20 protein-coding genes and 1 pseudogene are annotated in these 19,846 nt (G+C 36.1%); 16 read left to right on the top strand and 5 right to left on the bottom strand.

The features are described 5' to 3' along the window. Positions 1–13: 13 nt before the first annotated feature. A complete protein-coding gene (locus tag CY0110_RS06030) occupies positions 14–1,423 on the top strand; it encodes a B12-binding domain-containing radical SAM protein (RefSeq protein ID WP_008274443.1) in 1,410 nt (469 codons plus the stop codon). 113 nt (positions 1,424–1,536) lie between these two features. After that, a complete protein-coding gene (locus CY0110_RS06025; protein ID WP_008274441.1) occupies positions 1,537–1,839 on the top strand; it encodes an immunity 53 family protein in 303 nt (100 codons plus the stop codon). 33 nt (positions 1,840–1,872) lie between these two features. On the opposite strand, the pseudogene CY0110_RS30795 reads toward CY0110_RS06025, so the two are convergent. Both CY0110_RS30795 and CY0110_RS06020 read right to left on the bottom strand, forming a co-directional pair. Beyond that, a pseudogene (locus CY0110_RS30795) lies at positions 1,873–1,974 on the bottom strand (tyrosine-type recombinase/integrase); the annotation flags it as partial. Positions 1,975–2,162: 188 nt separating this feature from the next. Beyond that, entirely contained in the window at positions 2,163–2,438 is a 276-nt protein-coding gene (locus tag CY0110_RS06020; protein WP_008274440.1) for a hypothetical protein, read from the bottom strand. A 139-nt stretch (positions 2,439–2,577) separates the two neighbouring features. Here CY0110_RS06020 and CY0110_RS06015 point away from each other — a divergent pair, with 139 nt between their 5' ends. The 11 genes from CY0110_RS06015 to CY0110_RS05965 all read left to right on the top strand — a co-directional run bounded on the left by CY0110_RS06015 (position 2,578) and on the right by CY0110_RS05965 (position 12,473). Then, positions 2,578–3,279 (top strand): hypothetical protein, encoded by a 702-nt coding sequence (locus CY0110_RS06015; RefSeq protein WP_008274439.1) that lies wholly within the window; start codon positions 2,578–2,580, stop codon positions 3,277–3,279. 94 nt (positions 3,280–3,373) lie between these two features. After that, positions 3,374–4,885 (top strand): MBOAT family O-acyltransferase, encoded by a 1,512-nt coding sequence (locus CY0110_RS06010; protein ID WP_008274438.1) that lies wholly within the window; start codon positions 3,374–3,376, stop codon positions 4,883–4,885. 14 nt (positions 4,886–4,899) lie between these two features. Further along, a complete protein-coding gene (locus CY0110_RS06005) occupies positions 4,900–6,120 on the top strand; it encodes a hypothetical protein (protein ID WP_008274437.1) in 1,221 nt (406 codons plus the stop codon). 22 nt (positions 6,121–6,142) lie between these two features. Further along, positions 6,143–7,111 carry a glycosyltransferase family 2 protein gene (locus tag CY0110_RS06000; protein WP_008274436.1) on the top strand — a complete coding sequence of 323 codons (969 nt, stop codon included), beginning with the start codon at positions 6,143–6,145 and terminating at the stop codon, positions 7,109–7,111. Between the two features lie 112 nt (positions 7,112–7,223). Then, positions 7,224–8,369, top strand: coding sequence for an ACR3 family arsenite efflux transporter (arsB, locus tag CY0110_RS05995; protein WP_008274435.1), 1,146 nt, complete (start codon positions 7,224–7,226; stop codon positions 8,367–8,369). 18 nt (positions 8,370–8,387) lie between these two features. Further along, positions 8,388–9,017 (top strand): arsenical resistance protein ArsH, encoded by a 630-nt coding sequence (gene arsH / locus CY0110_RS05990; RefSeq protein ID WP_008274434.1) that lies wholly within the window; start codon positions 8,388–8,390, stop codon positions 9,015–9,017. Continuing rightward, entirely contained in the window at positions 9,014–9,412 is a 399-nt protein-coding gene (gene arsC / locus CY0110_RS05985) for an arsenate reductase, glutathione/glutaredoxin type (RefSeq protein ID WP_008274433.1), read from the top strand. The genes arsH and arsC overlap by 4 nt, the downstream gene beginning before the upstream one ends. Positions 9,413–9,681: 269 nt before the next feature. After that, entirely contained in the window at positions 9,682–10,737 is a 1,056-nt protein-coding gene (psbD, locus tag CY0110_RS05980) for a photosystem II D2 protein (photosystem q(a) protein) (protein WP_008274432.1), read from the top strand. A gap of 96 nt (positions 10,738–10,833) precedes the next feature. After that, on the top strand, positions 10,834–11,571 hold the full coding sequence (locus CY0110_RS05975; RefSeq protein WP_008274431.1) for an LmeA family phospholipid-binding protein: 738 nt from the start codon (positions 10,834–10,836) through the stop codon (positions 11,569–11,571). 91 nt (positions 11,572–11,662) lie between these two features. Then, positions 11,663–12,067 carry a Nif11 family protein gene (locus tag CY0110_RS05970; protein WP_008274429.1) on the top strand — a complete coding sequence of 135 codons (405 nt, stop codon included), beginning with the start codon at positions 11,663–11,665 and terminating at the stop codon, positions 12,065–12,067. Positions 12,068–12,203: 136 nt separating this feature from the next. Continuing rightward, positions 12,204–12,473 carry a ribosomal maturation YjgA family protein gene (locus CY0110_RS05965; RefSeq protein WP_232285690.1) on the top strand — a complete coding sequence of 90 codons (270 nt, stop codon included), beginning with the start codon at positions 12,204–12,206 and terminating at the stop codon, positions 12,471–12,473. A 149-nt stretch (positions 12,474–12,622) separates the two neighbouring features. Here CY0110_RS05965 and CY0110_RS30790 read toward each other — a convergent pair whose 3' ends face one another. Continuing rightward, positions 12,623–15,877, bottom strand: a complete 3,255-nt coding sequence (locus CY0110_RS30790) for a pentapeptide repeat-containing protein (protein WP_008274426.1) — start codon at positions 15,875–15,877, stop codon at positions 12,623–12,625. Between the two features lie 233 nt (positions 15,878–16,110). Between CY0110_RS30790 and CY0110_RS05955 the strand changes: the two genes are divergently transcribed. Genes CY0110_RS05955 through CY0110_RS05945 form a run of 3 tightly spaced genes read left to right on the top strand, consistent with a single transcriptional unit; the run spans position 16,111 to position 18,115 of the window. Then, a complete protein-coding gene (locus tag CY0110_RS05955; protein WP_035798640.1) occupies positions 16,111–16,977 on the top strand; it encodes an NAD(P)-dependent oxidoreductase in 867 nt (288 codons plus the stop codon). A 35-nt stretch (positions 16,978–17,012) separates the two neighbouring features. Continuing rightward, complete coding sequence (locus tag CY0110_RS05950) at positions 17,013–17,231, top strand: hypothetical protein (RefSeq protein WP_008274424.1); 219 nt, start codon at positions 17,013–17,015, stop codon at positions 17,229–17,231. Positions 17,232–17,239: 8 nt separating this feature from the next. Then, on the top strand, positions 17,240–18,115 hold the full coding sequence (locus CY0110_RS05945; RefSeq protein ID WP_008274423.1) for an alpha/beta fold hydrolase: 876 nt from the start codon (positions 17,240–17,242) through the stop codon (positions 18,113–18,115). On the opposite strand, the gene CY0110_RS05940 is transcribed toward CY0110_RS05945, so the two are convergent. Further along, a complete protein-coding gene (locus tag CY0110_RS05940; RefSeq protein WP_008274422.1) occupies positions 18,107–18,643 on the bottom strand; it encodes an NADPH-dependent FMN reductase in 537 nt (178 codons plus the stop codon). The two genes, CY0110_RS05945 and CY0110_RS05940, sit on opposite strands and share 9 nt — an antisense overlap. A gap of 40 nt (positions 18,644–18,683) precedes the next feature. Next, positions 18,684–19,838 carry an NAD(P)/FAD-dependent oxidoreductase gene (locus tag CY0110_RS05935; RefSeq protein WP_008274421.1) on the bottom strand — a complete coding sequence of 385 codons (1,155 nt, stop codon included), beginning with the start codon at positions 19,836–19,838 and terminating at the stop codon, positions 18,684–18,686. Positions 19,839–19,846 lie beyond the last annotated feature (8 nt).

The following is a 19,846-nucleotide window of genomic DNA, read 5'->3' as shown; positions in this document are numbered from 1 at the left end:
GAGTCAGAAAGTTATGAAAGTGAAAATGATTTTACCTGCTTTGACCGAAGCGTTAAGTCCTTTCTGGCGACCAATAAAATATCATTTATTTCCCCCTCTTGGTTTGGCTTCTATTGCTGCTTTTTTTGATGAGTCGGATGAGATTGATTTACAAGACGAACACGTTGAAACATTAAACTTAAATGATGACCCCGATTTAGTAATCATTCAAGTCTATATTACATCAGCTTATCGTGCTTATCAATTAGCGGATTATTATCGTCAAAAAGGGTCTTATGTAGTCTTAGGAGGGTTGCACGTTACTGCTTTACCCCAAGAAGCTGCTCATCATGCTGATACTATTTTTCTTGGTCCAGGAGAAGATACTTGGCCATTATTTTTGCAAGATTTTAAAACAGGAAATCCTCAAAAAATTTATCAATCAAAACAGCGTTCTTTAGAGGATGTTCCCCCAGTTCGTCGAGATTTAATTAAGCGGAATTTATATTTAGTGCCTAATTCTATAGTTGTTTCTCGTGGTTGTCCCCATCATTGTGATTTTTGTTATAAAGATGCTTTTTATCGTCCTGGTAAGTCTTTTTACACTCAAAAAGTGGATGATGCTTTAGCAGAAATTGAGCGTTTACCAGGGAAACATTTATATTTCTTGGATGACCATTTATTCGGTAATGAAGTGTTTTCCTCAGCTTTATTTGAAGGAATGAAAGGGATGGGTAGAGTTTGGCAAGCTGCTGCTACAGTTGAATCCATTTTAAAACCAGGATTATTAGAAAAAGCGGTAGAATCTGGTTTAAGAAGTTTGTTTGTTGGCTTTGAAACCTTAGATTTTAATAACCTTAAAGAACAACACAAATATCATAATCTTAATCGAGATTATTCTTTAGCTATTAAACGACTTCATGACCATAATGTTATGGTTAATTCTAGTTTTGTTTTTGGTATGGATAATGATGATGAAACAGTATTTCAACGTACAGTAGATTGGGCAATTTCTCAAGGGTTAGAAACCGCAACTTTTCATATTTTGACCCCCTATCCAGGTACACCGCTTTATGATCGAATGGTGGCAGAAAATCGCCTTATTACTGATAATTGGGACTTGTATGATACTCGTCACGTTGTCTATCGTCCTGCAAAAATAAGCCCTGAAGCGTTAGAATCAGGCTATTGGCAAGCTTATCAAGATTTTTATCGTTGGGGGTCAATTTTTCAAGGAGCCTGGGTTAAGTCTGACTGGAATAGTCGCCTACGGCATTTAGTTTATGCGGGTGCATGGAAAAAATGTGAACCTATCTGGGATATGTTAATTCGTCTCAAACAAGTTAATCATTTAATTCCTGCTTTAGAACAGGTTTTGATGGGGTTTAATTCTAATAAAAGTTTACCTGAAAATGAAATAATACCAAGGTTTAATAAAGTATAGTTATTAATGTTGTTGGGTTTCGTTGCCTTTACCCAACAGTCGCTACAAGATCAAGGACAAAATATACCTGGTGGGGTACGTTCAGCACAACCTAATGAAATTCCAAAATAGTCATGATAGATAACTCTTTTATTTGGCTTTTAAATTGGTATCGTTCCCAATGTGATAGCGAATGGGAACATAGTTACGGTATTAAAATAGAAACTGTTGATAATCCAGGTTGGTGGGTTTCTATAGACATTTCAGAAACTGAGCTTGAAGACTTTTCTTTTGAAATGATTGAAATAGAGCGTTCAGAAGAAAATTGGTTTTTTTGCAAAGTAGAAAATAATAAGTTTCAAGGAGGAGGAGGTGTGCTTAACTTAGTAGACATATTAGATACTTTTAAAGCTTGGGCTATCTCAGTAAGAGAGTGAGATTATAGCTACTTAAGGTAAGATAATATTGAGTTATCTGTTTATTTTCAAACACTGAACCGCCCGTCGTTTCGTCTCCTCACCCCTTCTATCATACTTCGCCGTCTTCACCAGATAACTATGACCCACCAACTTCTAATCCCTAGTCTGACGCGGATCTGAGGATGGGGGATGCCACCCTGCTAACACCCAAAACCTACGGGCAGTTTGAATAGAAGGCTCATCACGCCGTTCATCGTTAAGGTCCAAGCGGTTACAAGTTCCCCTCCCTATAGTAGTTTTCCCTAGAATCCTTATCCCATCTGAAGTCCAAAGAAAATGGTCTAACCATTCAAGTCTTCTAGTTGGGAGGTACACCATTGGCTTTTAGTAGCAATTTGAGCATTAATTAGGGTAAAGATTCGTTGTAAGTCAGAAATACCTCTATATTCTGCTTCCTCCTCTAAAGATAGGTCATCTGTCTTTTTTTTGGACAAGAGTTCTTCAAAACGAGACTGTAGCTGGTCAGTAAATTTGAACAAATAAATATTCCCAAATTCCTTCATTTCTACCCCATTGGTCATTAGGGATGAGGGATTAACCATTAAGTTTGGAGTCATGGGACTACCTTTTGTGTAACTATTTTGATCGTAATCTTAGTGTAGAACACACCTATCATATTAGATGCCGTTAGACGTTGATTACTAAATTTGTGCTTTGATGGTAATTAGGTTTATAAGCTGATTTAACCTTTAAAGTATGTTAGTCCCCTTAACTCGTGACGCATTAGAAGAAATTATCCCCCCCATTGCCACAGGAAACCAATATTCTTTTTATTGGGGTAAATGGCGAGATTTATTACAGCGTTTATTTATTTCATTAATAGCTTTAGTCGTCACCTGGTTGTTAGGAAAATTAGCCGGTTCTGGTGGCGAAACCATTAAACTGATTTTTGATATCATTGCCGGATTATATTGGCTGTGGGGTCCTGTTTTATGGGCCAGTGTTCGTAATGGGAAATACCGTCGCTATCCTTATTGTGGGTTTTGGCAAGGACAAGTATTAGATGTGTTTATCACCGAAGAATTAGTCGGAGAAGAACAAACGGTGAATAAATGGGGTGAGTTGGTGGTAATTGAAAATAGAGAGCGACAAATTAATATCGAAGTGGGAGACGAAGACGGGTTCACCGCCATCACAAAAGCCCCTATAAACCGTCTTTATCGGGTCATTAAACCAGGACAAATAGCAGAAATGTTAATTTTGTCCAAAACCCCAGAGTTAAGCCGTATTGACAAGATTACAGATGTTTATTTTCCTCAACACAATTTATGGATAGGAGAGTATCCTTATCTACGTCGTGATATCTTTAAACAAATTAGCGAAGAGTTAGGGGGATATTCGGGTTATCGTACCCCAAAAAGAGGAAACTCCCCTATAGTTCGACGACGCAGACGTTAAACTGACTTTTAAACTATTAGAGTTAACTAATTATAGATTTTTTATGATAGGGTTTTGAATTAATTGATAGTTATTTTGAAAGAAGTCTACCTAGATGTTATTTAATTCGACAATCTTTATTTTAGGGTTTTTGCCTTTAACCTTATTGGGTTTTTGGGGGTTAAGTAAGTTTCGTTTAACTAGAGGTGCTACAGTTTGGCTTTTGCTGAGTTCCTTATTTTTCTATTCTTACTGGAATATTTTTTCTCCTGCTGGACAAGGACAAACCATTCAATACATTTTTTTGATTATTCTTTCTGTTGTAATTAATTATAGTGTAGGAACAGAAATATCTAACTCAAAACAATTTAGTAAACGGGCAAAGTGTTTCTTGATTATAGGAACTATTTTAAACTTAAGTGTTATCGCTTACTATAAATATGTCAATTTTTTTCTTAATTCTATCAATCATCTATTTTCTACTAACTTTAGAATAGAAGGGTTGATTCTTCCTTTAGGAATTTCGTTTTATACGTTTACTCAAATTGCTTATTTAGTTGATGCTTATCGAGGAGAATTAAAAAAAGAAAATTATAATTTACCGACCTATGGTTTATTTATTCTCTTCTTTCCCCAATTAATTGCAGGACCGATTCTTCGTCACGATGAGTTAATTCCACAACTTCGGTCGCTCAAAAATAAGGTTTTCTCTTCTAACACGCTCTCATTAGGATTAATCTTTTTTACCCTTGGACTCTCTAAAAAAGTTATCATTGCTGATACTTTATCTCCTTGGGTAACTACCATATTTAATAATACAAGTTCTTTAACTTTTCTGGATGCTTGGGTAGGTGCGATTAGTTACACCTTACAATTATATTTTGATTTTTCAGGTTATTCTGATATGGCCATTGGTTTAGGTTATATGTTTAATATTGTCCTACCGATTAACTTTAATTCTCCTTATAAAGCGACATCAATTAGTGATTTTTGGAGACGTTGGCACATTACCTTATCTAACTTTTTAAGAGACTATTTATATATTCCCTTGGGGGGAAGTCGTCGCGGTGAAATTCGACGATATGCTAATCTAATTATGACTATGTTATTAGGAGGATTATGGCACGGCGCAGGATGGACTTTTGTTATTTGGGGAGGGTTACATGGCTTATATTTATCCATTAATCATGGTTGGCGAAAATTAAATATTTCTCTTCCTTCATGGTTGGGTTGGATGATAACTTTTTTAGCTGTTATTTTGGGTTGGGTAATGTTTCGCGCTCAAAGTTTATCGGATGCAATGGAAATGACTCAAGCTATGATAGGGATGAAAGGCATTGTTTTACCAGGAACCATTCGAGGTAAATTAGGTTTTTTAACGATGTTTGGATTTCAACTTAATTCTTGGGATAATTTCACTTATTTACCTAGTTTTTATAATAGTAAGTTCTTAAGTTTTGTGGTTTTATTTGTATTAACATTAGGAGCGTTAAAATTACCAAATAGTCAAGAAATTGCTGAAAAAATTAAGTTTAATCCTTTCGGTGCATTTTTATTAGGTTTGTTAGCAACCTATTGTTTATTATCTTTAAATCGTGTTTCTGAATTCCTTTATTTTCAATTTTAATGTGAGTTTAAATTATGCTTAACTTTAATCGAGAAATAATCTTTCATAAAAAACAATCAAAACCGACTAATACTGTGCAGAAAGCTGTTTCTTTTAATTACTTATTTTTGGGTACTCTATTATTAGGAATTACGGGAATTAGTTTCGGTAATTTTTTAGTTGATCCCTATGATATTTTTCGTCATCATAATCCTGTTGAGTTAAATTTAAGGAAACCAGAAAAAATAGAACAAGATCGCCTGTATAAAACCATTGATGTTATTAACATTAAACCCGAAATAATTTTGATTGGTTCTTCAAGAGTTAAACAAGGATTAAACCCAAATCATCCAGCTTTACCTAAAGAAATGACCACTTATAATTTAGGGATTGATGGGTCTAATACCTATGAAATTTTACAGTATCTAGAGCATACCTATGTTAATCAGCCTAACTTAAAAACAGTGATTGTAGGACTTGATCATTATATGTTTAATGATTTCTATAAACTGCAAGATTCTTTTGTAGAAAAACGTTTAAGTAAAACCCATATTATCCCCACTGACTTAATTAATACTTTGTTTTCTCAAGATGCTATCATTGCGAGTAAAAACACCATCACAGAAAATTTAACAGAAACAGAAAATCAGAAAGCCTTAACCTATGGAGATAATGGTTTTTTTCCTTACCCTTATCATAATCCCAATGATGGTAATGCTCCTTGGAGATTTAGAAATACCATTGAACAATATTTTAGTTTTCATTCTCAATATAAACTATCGAGCGATCGCTTAAATGATTTCAAGAAAATCGTTGAATTTTGCCGTCAGCATAATATTAAATTAATTGTCTTTATTTCTCCGGCTCATGCAACCCAATGGGAAGCCTTACGAGTTACCGATAGATGGGATACCTACGAACAATGGAAACGAAAAATGGTAGAAGTTACCCCTGTTTGGGATTTTTCTGGCTATAATTCCATAACAACTGAACCCATCCAAGAAGTTATGAGTAATTATGTCGATAACTCTCACTACAGTCCTAAAGTTGGTGATTTTGTGTTAAATCGCATTTTATCCCATAATGTTGACCAAGTTCCCCAAGATTTCGGCGTTTTAATGACTCCAGAAAATATAGATAAACATTTAATTAAGATTCGTTCTGACCGAGGAAAATGGGCTAAAATTCGTCCTAATGAAGTTGAGTTAGTCGAAACCTTAAAACGGAACTTTAAACCACAACAAAAGTCAAAATAAACATAAGATTTTTTTATATAAAATGTTAGACCATCAACCTGCATCTTCAACTATCAATCGTACAAATTATCGTTTGGCGGTGTTAGTTCCTTGTCGTAATGAAGGCTTAACTATCGCTCAGGTAGTTAAACAATTTCGTGCGAAACTTCCCCAAGCTGATATTTATGTTTATGATAACCGTTCGACTGATGATACTTTTGATCAAGCCAAAAATGCAGGGGCTATTGTTCGCTACGAACCGCAACCGGGAAAAGGTAATGTGGTGCGACGAATGTTTGCTGATATTGACGCAGATATTTATATTTTAGTGGATGGGGATAATACCTATGAAGTTGATGTTATCGGCCATCTAGTTGATAAACTGTTAAATAATAATCTAGATATGGTTGTTGGGGCCCGTCGTTCTGCAGCCCATGATAAACAAGCTTATCGTTTAGGCCATCGTAGTGGTAATCTATTTTTAACAGGAGTAGTTAAATTTCTCTTTGGCGCACAACTTAAAGATATGCTTTCCGGCTATCGCGTCTTTTCTCGTCGTTTTGTCAAGTCTTTTCCTGCCCTTTCTAGTGGTTTTGAAATCGAAACAGAATTAACCGTACATACCCTAGAACTCAAGATTCCTTTCACTGAAGAATATATCCTCTATGGTTCGCGTCCACCAGGTTCAGAAAGTAAGCTGAAAACCTTTACCGATGGTTGGCGAGTCCTAGGAACAGCAGTATTACTGTTCAAAGAAGTCCGTCCTTTTCTCTTTTTTGGTCTTATTTCTCTTGTCTTGGCACTACTTTCTTTAGGTTTCGGTTTGCCAGTCTTTATGACCTATCTAAACACAGGATTAGTACCTAGATTCCCCACAGCTATTTTAGCTGCTTCAATTATGTTGTTGGCTTTCTTAAGTTTCACCTGTGGCTTGATTTTAGACTCTGTTGCCCGTGGCCGTCGAGAAGTTAAACGGATGGCTTATCTGTCCTATAATCTTAAAACTCGATAAGACAGTGGACACTTAGCAACAAAATTAAGTTTTTACTTTAAGCTTTGTGAAGCTTGACATATCAAGTTTTTTTGATGTATATTTTATATATCAAGTTTTTTTGATATGTAATATGACGACTCGCATCAACCCCAAAGCAGTTAAAGCAGGGGGAAGTCTTAATGTTTTTGAAAAATACCTAACCCTGTGGGTATTTATTTGTATTATTATTGGCATTGTTTTAGGAAGAACCTTTCCCAATATTGCCGAGACATTAGACGCTATGAGTGTCTATAATGTCTCTATTCCTATTGCTATTTGCTTATTTTTCATGATGTATCCCATCATGGTAAAAATTGACTTTTCTCAAGCCATTCAAGCAGCAAAAACACCAAAACCAGTTATCTTAACCTTAGTAATTAATTGGTTAATTAAACCCTTTACGATGGTAATTTTTGCTCAATTTTTTCTAGGTTATTTATTTGCTCCATTTTTGAGCGCAACGGAGATAATTAGAGGTTCAGAAGTCACCCTCGCAAATTCTTATATTGCTGGTTGTATTTTATTAGGTATTGCCCCTTGTACCGCTATGGTACTGATGTGGGGCTATCTTTCCTATAGTAACCAAGGGCATACTTTGGTCATGGTTGCTGTTAACTCTTTAGCCATGTTGTTTTTCTACGCACCCCTAGGAAAATGGCTACTTTCTGCTAATAGTTTAGTGGTTCCTTGGCAAACCATTGTTTTTTCAGTTTTAATTTATGTAGGCTTACCGTTAGCAGCCGGAATATATAGTCGTTATTGGATTTTTAAACATAAAGGACAAGAATGGTTTGATCGAAAATTTTTACACTATCTTAGTCCTATTTCGGTGGCTGCTTTATTAGTAACATTAGTATTACTATTCGCCTTCAAAGGAGAATTAATTGTTAACAATCCCCTGCACATTCTCTTAATTGCTGTTCCTCTATTTATTCAAACCAACTTTATATTTTTACTTGCCTATGTTGCTGGCTTAAAACTGAATTTAACCTACGAAGATGCAGCACCAGCGGCCTTAATTGGAGCAAGTAATCATTTTGAGGTTGCTATTGCTACTGCTGTGATGTTATTCGGATTAAATTCTGGGGCAGCTTTGGCGACAGTTGTAGGGGTTTTAATTGAGGTTCCTGTCATGTTAATGTTAGTTCAATTTTGTAAAAACACCGCTTCGTGGTTTCCCAGAGATCCAGAAAAAGCAACATTATTAGATCCTCGTTGTATTGATTCTCTGCATTAAAAATAACTCAAAAATTATATGACCAATTTCCATCATCCTCCCCGTATTTTATTTTTGTACGGATCATTAAGAGAACGTTCTTATAGTCGCTTACTAGCCGAAGAAGCAGCTCGAATTATTGAAAATATGGGGGCAGAGGTTAAATTTTTTCATTCCCATGATCTCCCGTTACGGGGACAAGTAGATGAGTCTCATCCTAAAGTGCAAGAACTTAGAAAACTGAGTCAATGGTCAGAAGGACAAGTTTGGTCATCTCCAGAAATGCACGGTAACGTAACAGGAATTTTAAAGAACCAAATTGATTGGATACCGTTAAATATTGGCTCTGTTCGTCCAACACAGGGTAAAACATTAGCTGTAATGCAAGTTAGTGGAGGCTCTCAGTCGTTTAATGCAGTTAATACCCTAAGAATTTTGGGACGATGGATGAGAATGTTTACTATTCCTAATCAATCTTCGGTTGCTAAAGCTTATCAAGAATTTAATGAAGACGGAACCATGAAAGAATCTGCTTATCGTGACCGAGTTGTTGATGTAATGGAAGAACTTTATAAGTTTACTTTATTGCTGCGAGATAAAGTCGACTATTTAACCGATCGCTACAGTGAACGCAAAGAAAAACAATTAAAATTAGAGGAAACATCATGAAGAAAGTTATGTTCGTTTGTAAGCGTAACTCTTGCCGTTCCCAGATGGCAGAAGGGTTCGCAAAAACTTTAGGAAAAAACAAAATCGAAGTCACCAGTTCCGGTTTAGAAGCCAGTCGCGTTCATCCCACTGCCATTAAAGTTATGGAAGAAATAGGGATTAATATTACTGATCAAACTTCAGATCCTTTAAGTGAGTTTGATGCCGATAATTATGATGCCGTCATTTCTTTATGTGGTTGCGGGGTTAATTTACCTCAACAATGGGTATCAAGGGAGATTTTTGAAGATTGGCAACTAGATGATCCCGACGGACAACCCTTAGAAACCTTCCATCGGGTTCGAGATGAAATTAAGAGCAAAGTTGAAGAATTAATTAAGAAATTAGATAAATAACCGATCACCCCTCTCTAATTATCCCCTTGGGATCAAGGTTTCATCAATGATTTGACCTTCTACTATAAACATCTTCCAAAAGCCAGAAGAAATTTGTTGTCTAGTTTGCTTTTTCGGAAAGATTTTATTAACATAGGAATTAAGTTAAGAAAAGTAACGTTTTCTTAGATTTCGTCTAACAGTCTGCCTCATAATAGAAGGTTGGAATTTGCTAGGTGATTTTCGAGAAGAAAAAACTCTGTACTTATATTGATTTTGGAGATAAGTCCATGACTATTGCAGTCGGACGCGCACCAGAAAGAGGATGGTTTGACGTCCTCGATGACTGGTTAAAACGCGATCGCTTTGTATTCGTAGGTTGGTCTGGTTTACTACTATTCCCCTGTGCTTATTTAGCACTAGGAGGCTGGTTAACCGGAACCACCTTTGTAACATCCTGGTACACCCACGGGTTAGCCAGTTCCTACCTAGAAGGATGTAACTTTTTAACCGTAGCGGTTTCTTCTCCTGCTAACGCCTTCGGACACTCCTTACTGTTCCTCTGGGGACCAGAAGCCCAAGGAGACTTCACCCGTTGGTGCCAAATCGGCGGTTTATGGACATTTACAGCCCTTCACGGAGCATTTGGACTGATTGGCTTCATGTTACGTCAGTTTGAAATTTCCCGTTTAGTTGGCATCCGTCCTTACAACGCCATCGCTTTCTCTGCCCCTATTGCGGTATTCGTCAGTGTATTCTTGATGTACCCTCTAGGACAGTCTAGCTGGTTCTTCGGACCTAGTTTTGGAGTAGCAGGAATTTTCCGTTTCATCTTATTCTTACAAGGGTTCCACAACTGGACACTGAACCCCTTCCACATGATGGGAGTGGCTGGTGTTTTAGGTGGTGCTTTACTCTGTGCCATTCACGGTGCAACCGTAGAAAACACCTTGTTTGAAGATGGTGAGCAAGCTAATACCTTCCGTGCCTTTGAACCCACTCAAGCAGAAGAAACCTACTCAATGGTGACAGCCAACCGTTTCTGGTCACAGATATTCGGCATTGCCTTCTCTAACAAACGTTGGTTACACTTCTTCATGTTATTCGTACCCGTAACTGGGTTATGGATGAGTGCGATCGGTATTGTCGGTTTAGCCTTAAACTTACGAGCTTATGACTTCGTGTCTCAAGAATTACGGGCAGCAGAAGACCCCGAATTTGAGACATTCTACACCAAAAACATTTTATTAAACGAAGGTCTCAGAGCTTGGATGGCTCCCCAAGACCAACCCCATCAAAACTTTGTATTCCCTGAAGAAGTATTACCTCGCGGTAACGCTCTCTAAGGAATATAACGGTTATTTAATAACCCTTTAAGATAAAGCCCCCTTTGCGGGGCTTCTTTTTAACTTTAATTACTCACACATACACAGTTTAAACCAATGTTTTTCAAGTTCGATGATTTAGGGGAAAAAACCATTAATAAAATAGCTGAAGTTGCCTTATCCACTAAGCTAGATAAAAGAGATAAGTTAGTGGTAAAAGTTAAAACTGACCCCAACTTATTGGCAAAAGGAACCCTAGAATCATTGGTAATTGATTGTCAAGGGTTAATGGTAGAAAATGCTTTGAGAATGGAAAGTATTAATATTACGTTGAATACCATTGCTGTGAGTCCTTTTAAAGCATTAATGGGTAACATTCAGTTAACTCACCCCAGTCGAGGAAAAGCTTGTGTTTTATTAACTGAAAAAGATATTACCAGAGTATTAGATAGAGCAATTTTGAGGAATAAACAGCATAAGATTGTTATTGCCGAAGAAGTTGTTAAGGTAAGCTTGCAACAGGTTAATTGTAATTTATTAGATACAGGAAAAATATTAATTGAAGGAACGGTTAAACCAGAAGATACTAAAGAGGTTAAAAAAGTTAGTTTAGAAATTAAACCGAAAATTTGTCAAGCAGGAAATGGCGTGATTATTGATGACATTGAATATTTAGAGGAACCTGATTTATCATCAATTTTACTCAATCCCATTTTAGAAGAAGCCAAAAGTATCTTAAACTTAAAAAATTTCAAAGTTGATGGTTTATCTTTAAAAGTTGAAGACGTTAATATTAAAAAAGGGGCTTTACAATTAGAAGCTGAAGCAGGAATGACTCATTTTCCTACTGCTTAAGGTTTAATGAATTAGATAGGTGCAGGTTTTCGTTCCTTATCATTTACAATAAAATTGAGGTTAGAAATATCTCCGATAATAATTAACACTTATGCTATCTCAAGTCAGTCAAGAATTTAATCAATATTTAATTGAATCTCCTGAATTACAAACAAAATTAGCGTCTCTTAAATCCCCCTTTGATATGATTAATGTTGCTAAAGAGGAAGGATTTGTATTAACCCTTGAGGATTTTCAAGAACTCGCTCAACACGCTTATCACGAATGGTTAATTAGGATTGACCCGTCTATTCGTCTTTTCTTTGAGAAAGTTCATAATGACGAAAAATTGAATAAACAATTACGTCAATGTAAATCAATGAATGATTTAATTATTTTTGCCCAAGAATGTAATATTGAGATAAAATTATCAGAATTAGAAAAAGCTGCAGAAGTCGCTAAATCATTTAAAGGGTTTAGTTTTGAGAAAATGTTTTTTCAAAATTTAACTACTTAAACTATGCTAGTTTTTACTAGAAAAAGGAGCTTAATTCTTCTCTCAATCTTTTTTGTTGTTCCCCTTGGTTTATATTCCAAATATTATCAAGGGGTTGGTAGCACATGGGTCAATGATTACGGGGCAGCTATTTGGTATGAAGTTTTTTGGTGTTTGTTTTTTTTTATTCTTTTCTAGTAAAAAAGCCATTAAATTAATTCCTATTTATGTTTTTATTATTACTTGTTTACTAGAAATATTACAATTATGGAATCCTCCTATTTTAGCTTTAATGCGTTCTCATATTTTGGGTAAGTTATTATTAGGGACTACTTTTTCTTGGTGGGATTTTCCTCATTATGTTATAGGTTGTTTGTTGGGTTGGTTTTGGTTAGAAATGATAGATAAAACTGTTACTAAAGCTTAGTTGAAGCTTTAATTTTCCCCCTCGCAATGACGGTATTCAATTCAAATCAGTTTGAGACAAGGTAATGTGAGCATCTTGCTCACTATGCTAATAAGAAATGACGGGTACGAAATGTCATTCCGAGGAACGAGGAATCTCTACTATGACTATTAATTGTCCCCTAACCCCAACTTTTTCTCCATCTCTTCATCATAGATGGCATCTTTCCCGTTGTTTTTTGCTTCTTGTACCTGTTTTACAGTTAGATATCTGGCTTCATTGAGGTCGGTTTTTGTGAGGTCGGCTCCTCTGAGGTCGGCTCCTGTGAGGTCGGCTCCTCCGAGGTCGGCTCCTCCGAGGTCGGCTCCTCTGAGGTCGGCTCCTTCGAGGTCGGCTCCTGTGAGGTCGGCTCCTCCGAGGTCGGCTCCTTCTAGATAGGCTCCTTCTAGATAGGCTCCTGTGAGGTCGGCTCCTGTGAGGTCGGCTCCTTCTAGATAGGCTCCTTCTAGATAGGCTCCTGTGAGGTCGGCTCCTCTGAGGTCGGCTCCTGTGAGGTCGGCTCCTTCGAGGTCGGCTCCTGTGAGGTCGGCTCCTCCGAGGTCGGCTCCTTCTAGATAGGCTCCTCTGAGGTCGGCTCCTTCGAGGTCGGCTCCTGTGAGGTCGGCTCCTGTGAGGTCGGCTCCTCCGAGGTCGGCTCCTTCTAGATAGGCTCCTGTGAGGTCGGCTCCTGTGAGTTTGGCTTCATAAAGTTCAATTCCAAACCCCCAAACGTAACTCGGAAATGTTTCTTGGGGTCGCGTTTCTGCTGCATTAATACGGTTGACTAAGGTTTGAAAATGATCATAAAGTCTTCCATTGGGAGCAAATCTGATCCAAGAAATCTTTTGATCGTTTTCATCTTTAGCAATACATAGGGTTTGATACCGTCGTCGGTGTTGGGGTTCCTCAAATTTTACCGACTCAGAAAGCTCTTTTATTGCATACTGATAAAGCAACCCATGAACGATCGCACTTAAATGAAAAAAAGCATCCCCTAACCTAGCATTAATAGTATGACCTCCTTCTGGTTCAGGAAGCCCATTTTCCCAAACTTGTTGATCTAAAGGAGAGCAAAGTTTAGCCAGTTCCACTAAATAAGGAGGATGAAAATCAGGGATATGATAGTCGTGTTCTTTGGGTTGAGAACAAAACACCATATCTGCTGCCCACCAGTCCCAAATATCGGCCAGTGCATCCCGAATATAACCCCATTTGTCTAGGGGAGTGGGTGAAGATGATGCGGTTATGTCAGAAGCGCGGTTTATTTCCCAAGTCAGTATATTAAGAAGATGGGTTCTAATTTCAGGAGATAGCCAAGCAGTGGCGAAACATTTACTGAGATCACGGGTAAGATCATAACGAGGATCAGAAGTCTCAAAGTTTTGCCAAAATTTCTCTCGTTCGGGAAAACCGTTTTTGGAATCTTCTTGATTTTGATATTGTTCAATGACTTTGTCATCTGTTCCATAAGCTTTTAACCGTTCCACGATCGCCTCAGCAAAGAGATATTCTCGGAAGGACTTATGAACAAATTCACACCCTTCTCCTGTATTTTCTTTAAAGAAGAAACTGATAATTAAGGGACTGAGAACATTGTCTCGGGTAATTTTTTTGACAATGGACTCTAAATTGTCTTTCAATTCTTTTTGATCAATTCGTGACCATAACTCGTTCCGAGAAATGGTTTCTTTTCTCATTGCGGTTATTGCTTGTGCGGTTTGCCAAAGTAGTCGTCTGAGGGGATAACCTGATAAACGATAACGTTCTTGTGATAAATCTTTTGTAAAGCTAGGGTTTCCTGCCCCTTCACAGGTTTCATCAATTAAGGCACGATATAAATTAGTAGGGTTATGAATAAGAGCTTGTAACTCCTCTTCTGACTCAACTTTGAACAATAAACGCAGAGTTAAATAAGCAAGTAACGGTAAACCCAACACCGCTAAACTGCCGTTAATATCAGATATATTTCCTCGTTCATGTTCTTTTACTAATTGCTCAAATTCTTGTTTATAGGTGTTTAAAATAATATCAATATATTTGGGATCTAAGGTTTGATAGGGTGCATTTGACTTTTGACGTGCGTCTTGAAAATCCTTAATATAAGTGTCTAACTGTGTATGAGTTAAGGGTTTCAATGTGAGAATAGGAGTAGAGTCACAGAGAAAACCGGTATCACTAACATCTCGACTTGGACGACCGGTTACAATCATACGAATAGGGGGACGTTTTCCACGTTGCTCAATAAACACATTTCTGATATTTTTTAATACTTTTTCGATACTTTCTTTGAAACCTTGGCTTGCTTCAGTCCTAATTTCATCCCATCCATCAAAAATAAATACATAAGGAGATATTTCCGTTCTTTTCTCCCCAAAATAAATAACTTCATTACGGTTAATTAACTCTCGTAACCATTCAGGATCAAATTCTGGATCATATTTAAAATTGTCCATTTCTTCTTCCCCAAATCTCAAGGACTTGGGAATAGTTTCTAAGAGATTTTGATTAAGATTTATAATATCTTTCAAGAGAACCCGAATAGGAGTACAACCTTTTTCTCTTAATATATGGGCTAAATGTAAGGTAAAGGAAGATTTCCCTGCACCTGCAATTCCTTGAATGACTATGGGTTCTTTGAATTTAGGATCTTCAAAATAGTTGAGAACAGTAGATAAAAGGTTAACACGCTGACTATCCGTTTCGGAAAAGGGATTTTTCTTAGTAGTTAATGTCTCTTGATAAAATCTATTAGACTGATTATGTTTAGATGGGGGTTTAATTTCTGACCATTTCAAATCGCCACAATCTGTCTCTAAATAAATGTCACTCAAGGAAAATGCTTCTTTTTTAAACACTTTAGCGGTGTTATATAACCAAGATTGATAATAACCATGAGCGTATAACACTTCTTGTAATTGCAACGGACTATTATCTAAAATAATTAGATTTCTAAACCCTTCAACTTTTTCTGCTGTTCTAGCATCAGTTAACACTAACCGTAAATTTCTTAAAAAAGAGTAATGAATATCTGCCCTTAAACTATCAATCTGGGTTTTATTAATGCCATAACCTGGAGCAATTTTCTTTAATGTTTCTTCGGCATAGTTAGTAAAAGAATGAGACAGCGCACCTTGCAGAGTAAACCCAGACATATCAATATTTTTCAGGTTTTTAGGATTAATAAATTCATCAGTTGCATCAATTACACGAAAGTCTGCACCTTCTATTTTTTTGTCTTCCTTTGCCTGTTTCAATACTTCTTTTACAGCAAAATTATAAGCCGACATACAAACATAATAACCTTGTTTTAACGGATCTCTTTCCTTGGTTAATAGAGGAATAACTTTACTCAGAATATTTAACGCAGTAGCAGTCTCTTTAATCATAATTTATTAACCTAAAAATATACTTGAAAATCTGAAATTAATATCGTAGTCTGATGCACTGCTTATCTTACTCTTATTATTATAATTAAAAGCGATCGCAAACATAAAAATCAACCAATATACTTGATAAATATTAGTAATATTTTATCTTAGTTTGGGGATTGTATCGGCTGGCTTTTGAAACTGTTACAATTAAAAGCGATCGCAAATAAAAAAATCAAGCAATAAACTTTATGAATATCGGTGTATTCGGCATAGGATTAATGGGTAAACCCCTAGCAGAAAGGTTATTACAAGCTAATTATTCTGTTATTGTTTATAATCGAACCATCAGTAAAGCCCAAGAATTAGAAGCTTTAGGGGCTAAAATCGCTCAAACCCCGTTAGAAGCCATCCAAACCGCAGACATACTCATTTTGATGTTAACGGATGCCACAGCCATTAGAGAGGTGTTGCTAAGCCCAGAAACGGCAGATAAGCTACAAAACCGTACCATTATCCAAATGGGAACTATTGCCCCTGATGAAAGCCGCAGCATTCAAGAAGTGGTAGAAAAGCAGGGGGGACAATATTTAGAAGCCCCTGTATTGGGTAGTATTCCTCAAGTTAAAGATGGAACATTATTAGTCATGGTGGGTGCTAAAACGTCTCAATTTGACGAATTTAAGCCAATTTTACAGCAATTTAGCTCACAACCTGAATATATTGGGAAAGTTGGCACAGCATCGGCTTTAAAGTTAGCATTGAATCAATTAATTGCAGCCTTAACCAGTGGTTTTGCCTTAAGTTTAGGATTAATTGAACGGCAAGGAGTTGATATTGATAAATTTATGAGCATTTTAAGAGAAAGCACTTTGTATGCCCCCACATTTGATAAAAAGTTAGATAGAATGCAGCAGCGTAATTTTGAAAATCCTAACTTTCCTAGTAAACATTTATTAAAAGATGTCAATTTATTCTTAAATCAAGCTGAAGAAAATGGCTTAAATACTGAAGTTTTACAAGGAATTAGGACTATTATTCAACAAACAATAGAATTAGGATTATCAGATCAGGATTATTCTGCTTTATTTTCTGCTATTAATAGAGAAGAACAATAATTTAGTTACAATTGCAGTAAACAAAGAGTAATTTTATGACTATTTCTAAAACAGAAGCAAAACAACTTTTAGAAAGGATGATTTTTGAGCAAACAAACCCCCAAGACTGGGTAGAAGATGTTTGGGGTTTAAGTGCTGTTCATGGGGAGATTTCCGCTAAATTATTAGAAGCTTTTTATTCGTTAATCGAAACTTGTCCAGAAGAGAAATTAGATAATTTCTTACAAAGTTTACTTTCAGAAAAATTAAAATAACAATTATTATGTCTTTAGTTAACACAAATTGGAATCATAACTATCTTTATACGAATGGAGTTAGACTCCATTATGTTTCCGAAGGAGAAGGAAATTTGATGTTAATGTTACATGGATTTCCTGAATTTTGGTACTCATGGCGACATCAGATTAAAGCTTTTTCTAAAAATTATTGTGTCGTTGCTCCTGATTTAAGAGGCTATAATTATAGTGATCAATTACAATCAATTAAGCTATATGATATCTCAGAATTAGTTAAAGATATTGCTGGCATTATTACTAATTTAGGCTACGAAAAATGTATTTTGGTTGCTCATGATTGGGGTGGTTTAATCGCTTGGTATTTTGCTGATCAATATCCTGAAATGGTGGAGAAACTAATTGTTTTAAATATTCCCCATCCTGCTAAGTTGATAGAGGGATTCCGAACACCTCAACAATTGAAAAAAAGCTGGTACGTTTTCTTTTTTCAACTGCCTTTTTTACCTGAACTATTAATACGATGGAACAATTATGAAGCTATTGAATCCGCTTTTATGAACATGGCAATCGATAAGTCTGCGTTTAGCGATGAAGATATACAAGCTTATAAAAAATCAGCAGCTAAACCAGGGGCATTAACTGCTATGATTAATTATTACCGTTGCTTTGTGAAGCAAATTTTCACATCAGAAAAGTCATGGAATAAATTAGATGTTCCTACCTTAATGATCTGGGGTGAAAACGATACCGCTTTAGGGAAAGAATTGACCTACGGAACGGAGGGTTATGTGACTGATTTTACGATTAGATATATTCCTAATTGTAGTCACTGGGTACAACAGGAACAACCTGACTTAGTTAATCAATATATTGCCGATTTTTTGGATATTTCCCTATCTTAGTTTTTGGCTATTTTCCACTAAACTCATAGCAAATTTATCAAACCGTTCCGATAACTTTTCATCTATTAATTTGCCTTCTTCATTAAAAGCTTGCCATGCTTGTCCAATAGCAACTTGTTCTGGAATAACCCAAGCATGAACCCATCGCATAATTAATCTTAAATGATTTAGAGCGTTACTATTAGGTTGTCCCCCTAAAACACTAATTAAACCAGTTACTTTTCCTGATAACTCATCAAAACTCATTAAATCTAAAGCATTTTTCATAACGCCACTAACACTACCATGATATTCTGGGGTTGCTAATAGTAACCCATCGGCTTCTTTAACAGTTTGGCGCAATTTTTCTACATCGGGATATTGGTCAAATTCTTTACCTCCATCACAAAACGGTAGATTCATCTTCCGTAAGTCAAGAAAGGTTACTTCTGCGCCTAAAGCTTCAATTCTTGCGATCGCTATTTCTATGGCTTTCGCACTATAAGAATCTTCTCGTAAACTTCCATTAATAGCAGCTATTTTTACCATAATTCTCACAATAATTTTTCTAAAAATAAATCAATTATTATTATAACAAAGATGGCATTTTTTTGTCATCTTCTATTACCCAATTAGCGAAACGTTTGGCTAAAGCAGGGGCAAAAACAAAGGTGCTAGTAAATCCTGAGAATACATGAAGTCCTGTTAATGTGTCAATTTTACCTACTAAAAAGTTAGAGTCAGGGCAAAAAGCAACTAAACAATGGTGTAATTTTCCCGGTAATTCTTGTAATTCAGGCAGTACTTTTCCGACTCCTTGGCGAATTGTTTTTTCTGCTGACTTACTATCAAGTTTAGTGTAAGGATTAGTTCTAATTTGACTAATTTGACCTAAACAAAAACGACCATCTAAAAATTGAATTGCACCGGGTTCCATGACATTGGAAATAATCTCATCATTGGGACGATTCCATAAAGATTTTAGCTCAGAATTTCCTGATTTTTCTTCGATATCAAGACGATTTAAAATAGCTGGCATTACTAAAGTTCTTAAATTAGTATCTACAGGTGAAGTTAAGATTAACTGAGAATGAGTAAAATAAATATTAAGGGTAATTCCCAGAGTTTTTAATAAAGAACGACTTAATCCTCCTGCACAAACTACCACATTTTTACTGTGGTAGTTTTCTTTGTTTGTTTGTACCCCCGTTAGGGTTTCATTTTCAGATAATAATTGAGTCACTTCTTCATACTTTATAGTTCCATCTAATCTTAAGAAAGCTTGTTGGTAAGCATTATTTGTTTTTTGTGGGTGAATATGTCCATGAGGTAGTTTAAGACAGCCTGAGATAGTATCAGGGTTTAATAAAGGTTCGATTTCAGTAGACTCTTGAGGGCTTAATAATTGAGGTTTAATAAAAAATTTCTGATAATTTTTAGTAATAGTTTTTGGATCTTTATCTATCGGAATTGTTAACATTAGATCCAGTTCTCTAAATTCCGTATTTTGTCCTAACTCTTCTGATAATTGATGATACATTTCCCGACTTTCTTTACATAACTGGGTAGAAAAATTATCGGTTCCTGACCAATAGGCAATACCTCCATAACTGTAACGAGTTGCATTAGTATAATTAGAATCTTTTTCTAATAATAAAACTGCCAGTCCTTGTTTAGCTAATTCGTAACTTAGAGTTGCTCCTGTAATGCCAGCACCAACAACAATCCAATCAAAATTTTTCATATTTTTAT

It is taken from the genome of Crocosphaera chwakensis CCY0110, assembly GCF_000169335.1.
GTDB classification, from domain to species: Bacteria; Cyanobacteriota; Cyanobacteriia; order Cyanobacteriales; family Microcystaceae; genus Crocosphaera; species Crocosphaera chwakensis.
The sequence above is the reverse complement of the archived record's forward strand: the minus strand, read 5'-3'. Positions and strand labels throughout refer to the sequence as shown.